This window comes from Actinomadura sp. 6N118 (genome assembly GCF_044326415.1).
In the GTDB taxonomy this organism is placed as follows: domain Bacteria; phylum Actinomycetota; class Actinomycetes; order Streptosporangiales; family Streptosporangiaceae; genus Spirillospora.
Window position 1 is genome coordinate 249,949 of the sequence record NZ_JBIRAZ010000007.1, and the last position, 14,125, is coordinate 264,073.

12 protein-coding genes are annotated in these 14,125 nt (G+C 71.7%); 8 read left to right on the plus strand and 4 right to left on the minus strand.

All coding sequences use genetic code 11. The features are described from left to right. Nucleotides 1-5 precede the first annotated feature (5 nt). From ACH34W_RS20170 to ACH34W_RS20200, 7 genes are all read left to right on the plus strand, one after another. Nucleotides 6-986: a type II secretion system F family protein gene (locus tag ACH34W_RS20170; RefSeq protein WP_395962454.1), complete on the plus strand. Its 981-nt coding sequence runs from the start codon at nucleotides 6-8 to the stop codon at nucleotides 984-986. Further along, nucleotides 983-1,900, plus strand: coding sequence for a type II secretion system F family protein (locus ACH34W_RS20175; RefSeq protein ID WP_395962455.1), 918 nt, complete (start codon nucleotides 983-985; stop codon nucleotides 1,898-1,900). The genes ACH34W_RS20170 and ACH34W_RS20175 overlap by 4 nt, the downstream gene beginning before the upstream one ends. A gap of 63 nt (nucleotides 1,901-1,963) precedes the next feature. Then, on the plus strand, nucleotides 1,964-2,170 hold the full coding sequence (locus ACH34W_RS20180) for a hypothetical protein (RefSeq protein ID WP_151558591.1): 207 nt from the start codon (nucleotides 1,964-1,966) through the stop codon (nucleotides 2,168-2,170). Nucleotides 2,171-2,217: 47 nt separating this feature from the next. Continuing rightward, nucleotides 2,218-2,607 carry a TadE/TadG family type IV pilus assembly protein gene (locus ACH34W_RS20185; protein ID WP_395962456.1) on the plus strand — a complete coding sequence of 130 codons (390 nt, stop codon included), beginning with the start codon at nucleotides 2,218-2,220 and terminating at the stop codon, nucleotides 2,605-2,607. A gap of 86 nt (nucleotides 2,608-2,693) precedes the next feature. After that, entirely contained in the window at nucleotides 2,694-3,110 is a 417-nt protein-coding gene (locus ACH34W_RS20190; protein ID WP_395962457.1) for a TadE/TadG family type IV pilus assembly protein, read from the plus strand. Nucleotides 3,111-3,130: 20 nt separating this feature from the next. Continuing rightward, complete coding sequence (locus ACH34W_RS20195; RefSeq protein ID WP_395962458.1) at nucleotides 3,131-3,553, plus strand: TadE/TadG family type IV pilus assembly protein; 423 nt, start codon at nucleotides 3,131-3,133, stop codon at nucleotides 3,551-3,553. A gap of 130 nt (nucleotides 3,554-3,683) precedes the next feature. Continuing rightward, nucleotides 3,684-6,845 carry a BTAD domain-containing putative transcriptional regulator gene (locus ACH34W_RS20200; protein ID WP_395962459.1) on the plus strand — a complete coding sequence of 1,054 codons (3,162 nt, stop codon included), beginning with the start codon at nucleotides 3,684-3,686 and terminating at the stop codon, nucleotides 6,843-6,845. 114 nt (nucleotides 6,846-6,959) lie between these two features. Here ACH34W_RS20200 and ACH34W_RS20205 read toward each other — a convergent pair whose 3' ends face one another. The 4 genes from ACH34W_RS20205 to ACH34W_RS20220 form a co-directional block, all read right to left on the minus strand. Beyond that, nucleotides 6,960-8,207 carry a YncE family protein gene (locus ACH34W_RS20205; RefSeq protein ID WP_395962460.1) on the minus strand — a complete coding sequence of 416 codons (1,248 nt, stop codon included), beginning with the start codon at nucleotides 8,205-8,207 and terminating at the stop codon, nucleotides 6,960-6,962. A 106-nt stretch (nucleotides 8,208-8,313) separates the two neighbouring features. Beyond that, a complete protein-coding gene (locus ACH34W_RS20210; RefSeq protein ID WP_395962461.1) occupies nucleotides 8,314-9,360 on the minus strand; it encodes an NYN domain-containing protein in 1,047 nt (348 codons plus the stop codon). 118 nt (nucleotides 9,361-9,478) lie between these two features. Further along, nucleotides 9,479-9,745, minus strand: coding sequence for an acyl-CoA carboxylase subunit epsilon (locus tag ACH34W_RS20215; protein WP_395962462.1), 267 nt, complete (start codon nucleotides 9,743-9,745; stop codon nucleotides 9,479-9,481). Next, nucleotides 9,742-11,334: an acyl-CoA carboxylase subunit beta gene (locus tag ACH34W_RS20220; RefSeq protein WP_395962463.1), complete on the minus strand. Its 1,593-nt coding sequence runs from the start codon at nucleotides 11,332-11,334 to the stop codon at nucleotides 9,742-9,744. The genes ACH34W_RS20215 and ACH34W_RS20220 overlap by 4 nt, the downstream gene beginning before the upstream one ends. A 133-nt stretch (nucleotides 11,335-11,467) precedes the next feature. On the opposite strand from ACH34W_RS20220, the gene ACH34W_RS20225 reads away from it, so the two are divergent. Continuing rightward, nucleotides 11,468-14,098, plus strand: coding sequence for a phosphoenolpyruvate carboxylase (locus tag ACH34W_RS20225; RefSeq protein WP_395962719.1), 2,631 nt, complete (start codon nucleotides 11,468-11,470; stop codon nucleotides 14,096-14,098). Nucleotides 14,099-14,125: the final 27 nt, after the last annotated feature.

Sequence of the window (14,125 nt, forward strand, 5' to 3'; positions counted from 1 at the left end):
GGCTGATGTACGCGCCCGACGTGCTCCTCGCCATCATCGCCGGAGGGCTGGTCGGCGGCGGGTTCCTGCTGCTCGTCGTGGCGGTCCGTGGGCTGCCGAGCCGCCCGGGCCCGGTCCGCGGCCGCAGCCGTGAGGACCTGGTCAAGACCCTGACGACCCGTACCGCCGTGGCCGTCATCGTCGGCCTGCTCGTCCTGATCCTCACGCGCTGGCCGATCGCCGCGATCGGCACGGGCGTCCTCGTCCTTGCCTGGAACGGCCTGGCGGGCGGCGCCGCCGAGGAACGCAAGGCCATGGTCCGGCTCGAGGGCCTCGCCGCCTGGACCGAGTCGCTCCGCGACACCATCGCGGGCGCCGTCGGCCTTGAGCAGGCCATCCCCGCCTCACTCCGAGCCGCCGCTCCCGCACTCCAGCAACCCCTCCGCACGCTGGTCGACCGCCTGCACACCCGCGTGCCGATGCCCGAGGCACTGCGGCGGTTCGCCGACGACCTCGACGACCCGTCGGCCGACCTGGTCATCGCGGCGCTGATCCTCAACTCCAAGCTGCGCGGCCCCGGCCTGCGCGACATGCTCGGCGCGCTGTCGACCTCGGCCCGCGCCGAGCTGGACATGCGCCGCCGCGTCGAGGCAGACCGGCGGTCCACCCGGCGCAGCGTCCGCATCGTCGTCGGTGTCTCCGTCGGCACCGCGTTGCTTCTGGCCATCTTCAACCACTCGTACGTGGAGCCGTACGACGACTTCCTCGGGCAGCTCGTCCTGTGCCTGGTCATCGCGCTTTACGCCGCCGGTTTCCTGTGGCTGCGCAGGCTCTCCAAGCACGAGCTGCCAGGCCGCTTCCTCACCAGCGAGGCGCGCCCCGGCGTGCCCGGTGAGATGCCGCGCACCGTCGCGGGCTGGCAGGGCGACCGCACGGTCGCCGACAGGGAGCCGTCCGCGCTGCGCGGACGGCACACCATGGACGCGGGCGGAGGCGGTGCCTCGTGAACGGAGCGATGCTGGCCGGCGCGCTCGTCGGCCTCGGCCTCTACGTGCTCGTCCGCGCCGTCTTCCCGCCCCGTCCGGGGCTGGCGGCGCGTCTTGCCGCTTACGATGCCGCCCGCCGCCGCGACCAGGAGGACGCCCGGGCCCGCCGCATGTCGCCCACCCTCGAACGGGTCGGCGGCCTCCGCGCGAAGGTCGGCCGCGAGCTGGTGCGCCTCTGCGAGGCACGCGGCTGGCAACTCCGCTCGATCCGCGCCGATCTCGCCATCACCGACAAGTCACTCGAAGGCTTCCTCGCCACGAAGTTCCTGCTGCCCGCCGCGGCGTTGCTCTTCATCCCGGTCGTCGTCGCCTACTTCGCACTGCTGGGAGTGGGGGCGTCGTTCCAGGTGCCGGTGTGGATCTGTGCGATCTTCGCCATGCTTTTCTTCTTCTTCCCCGACATGCAGCTGCGCCAGGAGGCCGCCGCCCGGCGCCAGGACTTCCGGCACGTCGTCGGCGCGTTCCTCGACCTGGTCTCGATGAACCTCGCCGGCGGCCGCGGCGTCCCCGAGGCCCTGATGACCGCCTCCGCGGTCGGCGAGGGCTGGGCGATGCTCCGCATCCGCGACGCGCTCGCCAACGCGCGCATCACCGGCCAGACCCCCTGGCAGGCCCTCGGCGGCCTCGGCGACGAGCTCGACATCGCCGAGCTGCGCGACCTCGCCGGCGCCCTCGCCCTCGTCGCCGACGACGGCGCCCAGGTCCGCAAGTCCCTCGCGGCCCGTGCCGCCTCGATGCGCAGCAGGGAGCTGTCGGAGCTGGAGGGCAAGGCCGGTGAACGTTCCCAGTCGATGCTCGTCGCCCAGCTCTTCCTCTGCGCCGGTTTCCTCGTTTTCCTGGTCTACCCGGCCGTGATGCGGGTGATGGCCTCGTGACTTCACCCGACACGCCTCCGCCCGATATGGCTCCGCTCAACCCCGTTCCGCAAAGGAGAAACCGTGAATCCTCTGAACGACCCGACCGTCGCCTACCTACGCGCCCTGCTGGGCGCCAGGGTGGAGAAGGCCCGCGCCGAAACGGACCGGGGCGCGTCCGCGATCGAGTGGGCGATCATCACCGCGCTGCTCGCCGGCATCGCGATTGCGGTGGGTGCGATCATCATCAAGAAGGTCAGCGACAAGGCGAACAGCATCAACACCGGCTGACCGGACGGCGTGACCTGATCGGACGGCGTGACCGGGGCGCGTCCGCGATGGAGTGGGCACTGCTCACACCGGTCCTCATCCTGGTGTTGCTGGTCGTCGTGCAGTTCGCGATGGTCTTCCACGCGCGCCATGTCGCCCTCGCCGCCGCGCAGGCCGGGGCGCGGGTGGCCCGCACCCAGCCCGTCGGCGCGGACTGGGAGGGACCGGCGGTCGCCAAGGCGGCCGGTGACGTCGACAAGATCGGGCCGCAACTGCTCAGCGGACGGCAGGTGACCCCGCTGCAGGGCGCCGACGAACGCGGCATCGAGGTGAGCGGCAACGCCGTACGGGTCATTCCGTTCATGACCTTCCGCGTCTCGCAACGATCCCAGGGCCCGATCGAATGTTTCCGCCCCGACGTGGGCGCCGGCACGGCGTGCCAGGGAGCGGGCCCATGAACGACCACGCGACGGACAGAGAGCACGCGACGGACAGAGACCACGCGACGAACAGAAATCATGCGACGGGCAGAGACCGCGGCTCGATGTCGCTGGAGATGGTGCTGGTCACGCCGCTCTTCGTCGCGTTCCTCCTGCTGCTCGCCGGAGCCGGGCGGATGGTCGACGCGAAGAGCCAGATAGACGGCGCCGCACGTGACGCCGTGCGCGCCGCCTCGGTGGCACGGAGCGCGGGCGCCGCCGAGGGCCTCGCGCAGGAGACCGCCTCGCTCAACCTCCAGAACAACAAGTGGTGCGCAGGCGGGCCGACCGTGACCACCAACACCGGCGACTGGGGGCCCGGCGGCAAGGTCTCGGTGACCGTCGTCTGCGACGTCGACCTCGGCGATCTCTCTTTCATCGGATTCCCCGGCAGCAAGCGGCTGAGCGGCACCTCCGTGGCGCCCATCGACACCTACACGTACCGGGGCACCGACACGGGCGACGGCGGTGACCAAGGATGATCCGGCCATCGACGAGGAAAGTGTCTGACAAGGACCGGGACCGGGGCACGGTCTCGATGTACGTCGTGCTGTTCACCCCCGCCGTCCTCGTCCTCGCCGGACTCATCGTTGACGGCGGCCTGGCGATCCACGCTCGCCAGCGTGCCGCGGACATGGCCGAGCAGGCCGCCCGCGCCGGGGCGAACCAGATCAACGAGGCCGAGTTGCGCGCGACCGGCAAGCCCGTGATCGACCCGGGCCGGGCCGAGTCCGCCGCGTGCGGGCTGCTCAGCGACTACGACGACAACATCACCGGGAGTTCGTGCGGCGCCACCGAGGAGGAGGTGGAGGTCACGGTCGAGCTGACGGTGAACCCCCAGTTCCTCAGCATCGTCCCCGGGTTCGGCTCGTTCACGATGCGCTCCACCGCGTCCGCCCAGCCGATCACGGGCGACGAGCCGTGACGGCCGGTGCCACCCGAGATAGTTACCGCTCGGGCATTGCGCGCGGGTCATGGCTGTCTACGATGACAAAGGCGACGTCTGTGCAGGCACGGACCGGTGAGCATCACCGGACGGGCGAGCAAGGGGTGCGATGCTGACAGGACAGCCCGGAAGTACGGGCACCGGGCGGGGGCCCAGGCCGCCGGTGCGGGTCCGGGGGCGTCGCAGTTTCGGGGACATCGCCGCCGGAGTCGGCGCGATCACGGCGTTGCTCGCGCTCGTCGCCGGTGTGCCGTACGCGTTGCTGACGTTCTTCGAGCCGCCGATTCCCGACCGGGTGCCGACGGCGTCCGACCTGACGCAGCAACTCGGGCCGAGTTCGCTCGTCACCGTGCTGGTCGCACTGGTCTGGCTGGCGTGGTTGCAGCTCGCGCTGTGCGTGCTGGTCGAGGTGTACGCGGGCATCCGCGGCGTGGGAGTCCCGGCCCGGGTGCCGCTGGCGGGCGGCACGCAGTCGCTCGTTCACCGGCTCGTGGTCGCGGCGCTGCTGTTGTTCACGGCGACGTCGGCGATCATGCCCGCGTTCGGCGGCCGGGAACTGCACGCGCAGCGGCCGGTGCAGACGCAGGCACAGGAGTTCCGCCCGGTCCAGGCGGCCGCCGTCGCGCCGCCGGTCGCCACCGAACAGGCTGCCGAACCGGTCGTCCAGCCGATGGCCAAGTCGCCGACGACGAAGATCTACCGTGTGCAGCCGCCGGAGGGGCGGCACCACGAGAGCCTCTGGGAGATCGCCGACAAGTGCCTGGGGGAGGGGCGCCGCTACAAGGAGATCTTCGCGCTCAACAAGGACCGGGTGCAGCCGGACGGGTCGAAGCTCAACATCGCCAGCCTCATCCGGCCGGGCTGGATCCTGGAGATGCCTGCGGACGCGTCGGGCGCCCAGGTCATCCCGGTGAAGGATGTTGACGACTACTTCCGGACGGGCCACGCGGGCCCGCCCGAGCCCCTGCCACGGCCCACGCCCGAGCAGCCCCCGCTGCGGCAGCCGGCCGCGCCGCCGCCCGCCGCGACGCAACCGCCCGCCACCGAGGCCCCCGTGACGCCGCCGCCGGCGACCCAGGCGCCCGCACCCGAAACACCGGCCCCCGAAACACCTGCCCCCGAAACACCTGCCCCCGAAACACCTGCCCCCGAAACACCTGCGCCCGCCGTCCCCGCGCCTCAGCCGCCCGCATCCCAGGCACCAGCGCCTCAGCCGCCCGCATCCCAGGCACCAGCGCCAGAGAAGCCCGCGCCGGAGAAGCCCGCCCAGCAGGTCCCCGCGCCTCGTCCCGCCGACGAACTCGGCGGCGGCGCGGGCACCGGCGGCGCGAACGTCCCCGGGCGCGACTCGGGGCAGCAGCAGGCAGACCAGGCACCCCTCCCGTTCGACCTCGAATGGCCGCAGGGGCTGGCGGCGGCCTCGCTCGTCGCCGCCGGGCTGCTCAGCGCGCTGGGCAGGCGGCGCCGTACGCAGATGTGGCACCGCGCGTTCGGACAGATGATCGTACGGCCGGAGGGCCGGGCCGCGAAGGCCGAGCAGGCGCTGCGCATCGGGGCCGACACCGCCGCCGTGGAACTGCTCGACCTCGGCTTGCGGCACCTGTCCAAGTCCATGGCCGCCGAAGGGGGCGGACAGGGCCGCGCCATGCCCACGGTGTACGGGGTGCACCTGGGCAACGAGAGCCTCGACCTGTGGATCGCACCCGCCGACCGCAACCCGCCCGCGCCGTGGGAGGCGTACGACGACGGGCAGGTGTGGCGGCTGCGCGGCGACGCCATGACCGGGCTCCGGGCCGCCGACCTCGGTGACGTCCTCGCCCCGTACCCCGGACTCGTCTCGATCGGCACCAACGAGAACGGCCGCATCCTGGTCGACCTGGAGGCCGCGCACGGGCTCATCGCCCTGCAGGGTCCCGTGGAGACCCGCCGGGCCGTGCTCGCCGCCCTCGCGCTGGAGCTGGCGACCAACCGCTGGTCGGACCACATGCGCATCACCCTCGTCGGCTTCGGCGCCGAACTGGGCGAGGGGCTCGCCGACATCGCGCCCGACCGTATCCGCACCGTCGCGTCCCTCGACCAGGCCCTGCCCGAGCTCGAAGGCCGCAGCGAGGAGGTGCGGCAGGCGCTGGCCGCCTCCGGCGTCGACTCGGTGCTCACCGGCCGTTGCCGCGGGGTGTTCGGCGAGGCATGGATGCCGCACTACCTGATCATGGCGGACCAGCCCACCGAACGGGAGGCCGACCGCCTGGTCGCGCTCGCCCGTACCGGCACCCGGATGGCCGCGGGCTACATCGTCCCCGGTGAGGTGCAGGGCGCGACGTGGACGTGGGAGGTCGACGCCAACGCGCGGCTCCAGGCCGGTGTGCTCGGCTTCCAGGTGGACGCGCAGCTGATCCCCGAAGAGCACTACCGGGGAGTCTTCGAGCTCTTCCGCACCACCAAGCGCCTCGACTCGGTGCCGCTGTCCGACCCGTCCGACATCGCGGGCCCCGAACCGCCCGGCACCAACCAGTCCTCGGTGGACATCCGGCTGCTCGGCCCCGTCGAGGTCGACGCCCCGGGCCCGATGGACGAGAGCCGCCGTGCCCTCTGCACCGAGGTCCTGGTCTACCTGGCCACCCATCCCGGGGGAGTGCATCCCACGGTCCTCGGCGGCGCGATCTGGCCCCGCGGCGTGACCACCGGTGTCCGTGACGCCTGTGTCGCCCGCGTCTCCGACTGGCTGGGCCGCGACGCGCGCGGGCGCCCCAACCTCTACTACGACGACCGGGGCCGTATCCGCCTCGGCTCCGAGGTCAGGGTCGACTGGGCGGTCTTCCGCTGGCTGGTCTGGCGTTCCGCGGCCGAGCCCTCCTCCGAGACCGCCTACATGTCGTACGCCCTCGACCTGGTCCGCGGCCCGGTACTCGCCGACCGTCCCCGCGGCCGCTACGGCTGGCTGGCCGCCGACGACCTGGAGTACGAGGCGAGCGCCCGCGTCATCGACGTCGCCCACCGCCTCGTCGTCCTCCGGCTCGAAGAGGGCGACGCCCGCGGCGCTGTCGGCGCGGCCCGCGCGGGCCTCCGCCTGGCTCCCGAAGACGAAGGCCTCTGGCGTGATCTCCTCCGTGCCACCCACGCCACCGGCGACGAGGCCCAGGTCCAGGTAGCGGTGGACGAGCTGCGCTCCCGCGTGGCCCGCGACCCTCTCCTGGACCAGCTCCAATCCGAGACCGAAGCCCTGGTGGAGGAGCTCATCCCGCAGTGGTGGCGCGAGGTCCCCGCCCGCTGATCCAGCGCGCTTTCCCCCTGCGCCAAGGCGGCAGCTGTCACTGCCAGAGCTTGGCTGGGCTGGTACGGAGGCCCGCCCCACCCCCGGGGACGGGCCTCCGTACGTTCTGGAGGGTCAGCGGTAGATGCTCGTGCCGCCAAGAGAGTGGCGGCCCGGCTGCGGATAGACCGCCATGCCTTGCGGCACGCCGCCGACCTTCACCGTGTGGACGAGGCGTCCCGTGCGCGTGGACACCGCGTACGTCACGCCCGTTCTGGGCTCGCACAGCCACAGCGTGGTGCCGTCGGCGGAGACCCCGCCCGGCTCCGGCGAACCGCCGTTGGGCAGCCGCCAGTGGTCCGACGCCTTCCGGGTCGCCACGTCGATGGCGGACAACGTCCCGGTGCCCAGGACGAACAGCCGCCGCGCATCGCGGCTGACGGTGAGCCCGTAGGCGCCCGGCCGGGTCGGCACGAACCCCAGCACCGTGAACGCGACGCCGTCGATCATCCAGACCCCGCCCTTAGCGGAGTCCGCCACGTAGAACGTCTGGCCGTCCGGTGCGAGCCGTACCGAACCGGGAGCCGCGCCGCGCGGGAGCGCCAGCTTGCCGGTGACCTCGCGCAGCTTGGGATCGATGCGGACGAGACGCCCGGACGAGGTGCAGCTGACCACCATGAACGTGCCCGTGGCCGAGAAGTCGGCGTGCTCGGCACCGGGGCATGGCAGCTGCATCCGGCCGCGCGATCGCATGGTGTGCGGATCGCGCACCTCGATCCGCCTCGGCGGGCCCGCCAGCACGAGCGCCTCGCTGCCGTCCGGCGTGAAGTACAGGCGGCCGCCCTGATCGCCGATTTTGACGGGCGGGCCGCGGCGGCCGTTGCGCGGGTTCACCGGGATGAGCGTGCCGTCTTCCGCGTCGGTGACCCACAACCGGCGCAGGTCCCAGGCCGCCGCGATCCGGCGCGGCGTACCGCCGACGGGCAGCTGCGCGATGACCTTGAACGCTCGCAGGTCGACGACGTCGACCATGCCGGTGTGCCCGTTCGGCACGAAGAGCCGCGGGGGCAGCTTCCGCATGGCGGGGTCGAGCAGACCGGGACCGGTGGCCTCGTAGACGCCGTTGCCTGCCGGGGCGGCCGTACCGAGCCTCGCGGTGCCGGGCGGGCGCGGAGACGGGCTCTGGATGTACGGGGCATGGCCGCCGAGCCCGACCACCGGATCGTCCGGCGAGCCTGCACCCGGCGGATAGAACGGCACCGGAGACTCGCAGGCCGCGACCGCCGACACGGCGACCGCCATGCCGAGCATGGTCACGGCGGCGGTGCGGTGCCTGGTGCCCTGCCCAGCCAACAGCAGCCCAGCCAGCAGTCGTCCAGCCAACAGTGGTCCCTCCCATCACGGCCGGGACTGTATCGGTTCCATCACTCCATGTGTCGGACTCATCACAAAAAGTTTGACCGGCCGGATGGCCAGGGTGAGGCAGGGATCAGTCGGACTTGCCGATCCCGATGCCGAACTCGCGGTAGACGCGCTCCCAGAAGCCGTCCCGGAGCCATGTCCGGGCCTCCTGGTAGGGCCGCAGCGAGCTGCCCAGCTCCTTCTCCGCCTCGATCAGCAGCTCCTTGTCGATGACAGGCGGCAGGATCGGGCCGGGGAGCAGGTCGCGGATGTTGTCCCGTCCCCGCTCGAAGATCCACTTCTGGGCGACATGTTCGCCGATCTCCAGCATGTGGTCGCGGTCGGGCCCCAGCTTGCCGTCGGTCGTGGACGTCGTGGCGGCCGGGATCACGTGGTGGCCGGCGTGCGGCACCGCGTTCTTCATGGCGGCGGCGGGTACCGGCTTGACCGCCGGGGCACGGCCGGCGAACACCTGCGACGGCGACGGCACCGGAGCCGTGCGGGCGCCCGCCTGCGCGACGGCGGCGGCGTCCCGTACGGCGGCAGCGGCAGCGGTGGGAACGGGCAGAACCTTGGCTTTAGTGAAGTACGGACGCAAAAAATCGGCGGGCAGGACCTCGACGGTGTCGGACTCCCAGACCAGCCATTCGGCCTGGTTGGAGCCGTGTGTCGGCTCCACCCCCCAGAGGTGGACGCGCACGCCGTAGCGCTGCGCCGCCTCCACCGCGGGGAGCATGTCCTCGTCCCCGGCCAGCAACACCGCATCCGTGATCGCCCTATGTCGGGCCAGGGCCTCCAGATCGGCGCGCAACTGCGCGTCCACACCCTTCTGCTGGCCCTGCGCGTTCAGATTGCCCAGCCGGAGCTTCACCAGCGGCAGGTTGGCGATCACTCGCTGGTCGACCGTCGGCTGCCGCTTGGGCGCCGCGTCGAACCAGTAGACCCGCAACAGTTCGCCCACCAACTGATCGTCGGCATGGGTCGTCAACGCCTTGATCAATTTCTCCGCGGCCACCCGGTATTCGCGTCTGGAACCGCAACCGAGCAGCAGCGCACCGGAGGCCGCATAGAGGTACCCCGCATCGACGAAGACGGCGTATCGAGCGGGCTGCGGGACGAACTCCGAGGTGGCCATGGCCTTTCACCTTATTCGTGCCGAGGCCTTCCGAGGGCGCGAACCACGGTTACATCTCCCTGGATGATTTCCCCTGACACGCCCGGCACACTTCGGTGCGCCGCCCACAGATGATCGTTCAGCGCGGGAAGGCGCTCGCCCGCCACGCCCCCGGGCCGCGCGGCCGGAGACCCTCCGCCACCGGTCCGCTCAGCTGCCGGGAACGGTCGGCCCAGCGCGAGGTCCGGCCCGTGCCGCGCTCCTCGGCCCGGGCCCGGGCAGCCGCGGCCGCCTGCGCCCGGGCTGTGAGCACGGCGACCAGCGCCGCGATCTCCTCGGCCGTCGGCTCACCACGCACAACCTGCAGGAACGGCGCTCGGGTCGCGTCTTCTCCGGTGGAGCTCACAGCGGGATGTTCCCATGCTTCTTGGGCGGCAGGCTCTTGCGCTTCTCGCGCAGCGAGCGCAGCGCCTTGATGACCTGGCCGCGCGTCTCGGACGGCTTGATCACCGCGTCGACATAACCGCGTTCGGCCGCGATGTAGGGGTTGGCCAGCGTGTCCTCGTACTCGGTGATCAGCTCGGCACGGCGGGCGTCGGCGTCCTCGGCCGCGGCCAGCTCGCGCCGGTAAAGGATGTTGACCGCGCCCTGCGCCCCCATGACGGCGATCTGCGCGGTCGGCCAGGCCAGGTTGACGTCGGCGCCGAGGTGCTTGGATCCCATGACGTCGTACGCGCCGCCGTACGCCTTGCGCGTGATCACCGTGACGAGCGGCACGGTCGCCTCGGCGTAGGCATAGAGGAGCTTGGCGCCGCGCCGGATGATCCCGTTCCACTCCTGGTCGGTGCCGGGCAGGAAGCCGGGCACGTCCACGAAGGTCAGCACCGGGACGTTGAACGCGTCGCACGTACGGACGAAGCGCGCCGCCTTTTCGGAGGCGTCGATGTCGAGCGTCCCGGCGAACTGCATCGGCTGGTTGGCGACCACGCCGACCGAGTGGCCCTCGACCCGGCCGAAGCCCACGATGATGTTGGGCGCGAACAGCTCCTGGACCTCCAGGAACTCGCCGTCGTCCAGCACGTGCTCGATGGCGGTGTGCATGTCGTACGGCTGGTTCGGGGAGTCGGGGATGAGAGAATCGAGCTCCTCGTCCAGCTCGTTCGGGTCGGCGGCGGCGTCGAACACCGGCGCGTCACCGAGATTGTTGGACGGCAGGTACGACAGCAGGGCCTTGACGTACTCGATCGCGTCGTCCTCGCCTGCGCCCTGGTAGTGCGCCACTCCCGACTTGGAGTTGTGCGAGTGCGCGCCGCCCAGCTCCTCCATGGTCACCTCTTCGCCGGTGACCGTCTTGATCACGTCCGGCCCGGTGATGAACATGTGCGAGGTCTGGTCGACCATGACGATGAAGTCGGTGATCGCCGGGGAGTACACCGCGCCGCCCGCGCACGGGCCCAGGACGAGGGAGATCTGCGGGATCACGCCGGAGGCGTGCACGTTGCGCTTGAAGATCTCGGCGTAGAGGCCGAGCGCCACCACGCCCTCCTGGATCCGCGCCCCGCCGGAGTCGTTGATCCCGATCACCGGGCAGCCGGTCTTGAGGGCGTGGTCCATGACCTTGCAGATCTTCTCGCCGAAGACCTCGCCGAGCGATCCGCCCGAGACCGTGAAGTCCTGGCTGAAGACCGCCACCGGCCGGCCGTCGACGGTGCCGTGGCCGGTCACCACGCCGTCGCCGTAGGGACGGTTCTTCTCCATGCCGAAGCTGGTCGAGCGGTGCCGGGCCAGCTCGTCGAACTCCACGAACGAGCCGGGGTCGAGCAGCGCGTCGATCCGCTCCCGGGCGGTCATCTTGCCCTTGGCGTGCTGCTTCTCGACCGCGCGCGCGGAGCCCGCGTGCACGGCCTCGTACCGGCGCCGTTCCAGATCCGCGATCTTTCCGGCCGTCGTGTGGATGTCGATGTCCACAGCGGGTTCAGGGGCTTCCATCGCCATGCGGGTCAGGGTAACCGCACACTGACCCCGGCCCCGCTACCGGGTCGTACGGACGCGGTGTCAGGTGCCTTTTCCATGCCTCACTAGGCTGGTTTCCGTGGTTACGAACACACGCGACACCCTCCGGCAGGACATGCCCGAACCCCTCCGCCGCGATGTCCGGCTGCTGGGCGCCATGCTCGGCGACAGCCTGGTCGAGTACGGCGGCCAGGGCCTGCTCGACGACGTCGAACGGCTGCGGCACGCCGTGATCGCGGCCCGCCGTGGGGAGACCGGCATCGAGGACGTGGCGGCGCTGGTCAACGGCTGGTCGCTGGAACGTGCCGAACTGGTCGCGCGGGCGTTCACCGTCTACTTCCACCTCACCAACCTGGCCGAGGAGCACCACCGCATCCGCACGCTCCGCGAACGCGACACCGGCGAGTCGGTCCCCAGTTCGGTCGCGGCGGCCGTCGAGGCGGTCCGCGCCACGGGGGCCGGCACTCCGGAGGGGCTCAAGCGGAACTACGATCCGGAGGGGCTCAAGCGGGTCCACGAGGCGGTGGCCGCGCTGGAGTTCCGGCCGGTCTTCACCGCGCACCCCACCGAGGCCCGCCGGCGAGCGGTCGTCACGGCCATCCAGCGGATCAGCGACCTGCTGGCGCGGCTGAACGCCGAGCCGGGGACGAGCGAGCAAGACGAGCTCGAACGGCGGCTGCGCGAGGAGATCGACCTCCTCTGGCGTACGGCCCTGCGCCGCCACGCCCAGATGGACCCGCTCGACGAGGTCCGCACCGCGATGGCCGCGTTCGACGAGACGATCTTCCGGGTGGTGCCGCAGATCTACCGGACGCTGGACGCCGCGATGGCGCCGATCACCGGGGCCCGTCCTCCGGGGGCCCCCGCATATCTGCGGTTCGGCAGCTGGATCGGGGGTGACCGGGACGGCAACCCGTACGTGACCGCGCAGGTCACCCGCGAGGCCGTGATGATCCAGGCGGATCACGTGCTGCTGGGCCTGGAGAACGCCTGCACCCGGATCGGCCGCGAGCTGACCGTGCACGAGGCGACCACGCCGCCTTCGCCCGCGCTCCGCAACGCGCTCGCGGCGGCGCGGACCGGCCAGCCGGGACGGATCGGCGAGATCGCCAAGCGTTCGCCCGAGGAGCCCCACCGGCAGTTCCTGCTGTACGTGGCGGAACGGATCGCCGCGACCCGCCGCCGCGACGCCGACCTGGCGTATCCGGGCCCCGACGACCTCCTCGCAGACCTGCGCCTCGTTCAGGAGTCGTTGCTCGTTGCCGGGGCCCGCCGTCAGGCGTACGGCAAGGTCCAGGATCTGATCTGGCAGGTCGAGACGTTCGGCTTCCATCTGGCCGAGCTGGAGATCCGTCAGCACAGCGAGCTCCACGAGAAGGCCCTAACCGAGCTTGAGAGCGGGGGCGAACGCAGCGAGATGACCGTGGAGATCCTCGACACCCTGCGCGTGGTGGCGTGGATCCAGCAGCGATTCGGTGTCCGGGCCTGCAGCCGCTACGTCGTCTCGTTCACCCGTTCCGAGCAGGACATCGCCAACGTCCACGAGCTGGCCGCCTCGCTCGGCGACCACGCGCCCGTGCTCGACGTGATCCCGCTCTTCGAGACCGGTGAGGACTTGGAGCGCGCGCCCGCCGTGCTTGAGGGCATGCTGGCGATCCCTGCCGTCCAGCGGCGGCTGGCCGACACCGGGCGGCGCATGGAGGTCATGCTCGGCTACTCCGACTCGGCCAAGCAGCTCGGCCCGACCAGCGCCACCCTGCGGCTCTACGACACCCAGGAGGCACTGACCGCCTGGGCCGCCCGCAACGACATCAAGCTGACCATGTTCCACGGCCGGGGCGGCTCGCTGGGCCGCGGCGGCGGCCCCGCCAACCGGGCGATCCTGGCCCAGGCGCCGGGCTCGGTCGGGGGCCGGTTCAAGGTCACCGAGCAGGGCGAGGTCATCTTCGCCCGGTACGGGCACCCGCAGATCGCCCGCCGCCACGTCGAGCAGGTCACCAACGCCATCCTGATGGCGTCCACCGACGCCGTGCAGGACCGTGCCCGCGAGGCCGCCGCCCGGTTCCGGCCGCTCGCCGACAAGATCAGCGACGCCGCCCGCGCCGCGTTCCGCGGGCTGATCGAAACCGAGGGCTTCGCGGAGTGGTTCGCCCGCGTCAGCCCGCTGGAGGAGATCGCTGAGCTTCGCATCGGCTCCCGTCCCTCCCGGCGCAAGGCCGCCCGCGGTCTGGAAGACCTGCGGGCCATCCCGTGGGTGTTCGCCTGGACGCAGACGCGCGTCAACCTGCCCGGCTGGTACGGCCTGGGCAGTGGGCTCGCCGCGGTCTCCGGTGAGGGCGCCGATCTCGGCGAGCTCCAGGAGGCGTACGAGGCGTGGCCGCTCTTCGCCACCCTGCTCGACAACGCCGAGATGAGCCTGGCCAAGTCCGACCGCGCCATCGCCGAGCGCTATCTCGCACTCGGCGGGCGGCCCGAGATGGCCGAGACCGTCCTCGCCGAGTACGACCGCACGCGGTCTCTCGTCCTCGCCGTCACCGGGCACCAGCGCCTGCTGGAGAACCGCAAGGTCCTGTCCCGGGCGGTCGAGCTCCGCAACCCGTACGTGGACGCGCTCTCGCACCTCCAGCTGCGCGCCCTGTCCGCGCTCCGGGACGGTGTCACCGACGAGGCCGAACGCGGCCACCTCGAAGAGCTCCTGCTCCTCTCGGTGAACGGTGTCGCGGCGGGCCTCCAGAACACCGGCTGATCAGGTCCTGCACCTGGCCAGAGCCCG

Bases quoted from the DNA above. Each gene is read 5' to 3' on its own strand.
- ACH34W_RS20220 (WP_395962463.1), bottom strand. From the start codon at position 11,334: ATGGCGATGGAAGCCCCTGAACCCGCTGTGGACATCGACATCCACACG.
- ACH34W_RS20190 (WP_395962457.1), top strand. From the start codon at position 2,694: ATGTCGCTGGAGATGGTGCTGGTCACGCCGCTCTTCGTCGCGTTCCTC.
- ACH34W_RS20210 (WP_395962461.1), bottom strand. From the start codon at position 9,360: ATGGCCACCTCGGAGTTCGTCCCGCAGCCCGCTCGATACGCCGTCTTC.
- ACH34W_RS20185 (WP_395962456.1), top strand. From the start codon at position 2,218: ATGGAGTGGGCACTGCTCACACCGGTCCTCATCCTGGTGTTGCTGGTC.
- ACH34W_RS20170 (WP_395962454.1), top strand. From the start codon at position 6: ATGTACGCGCCCGACGTGCTCCTCGCCATCATCGCCGGAGGGCTGGTC.
- ACH34W_RS20200 (WP_395962459.1), top strand. From the start codon at position 3,684: ATGCTGACAGGACAGCCCGGAAGTACGGGCACCGGGCGGGGGCCCAGG.
- ACH34W_RS20225 (WP_395962719.1), top strand. From the start codon at position 11,468: ATGCCCGAACCCCTCCGCCGCGATGTCCGGCTGCTGGGCGCCATGCTC.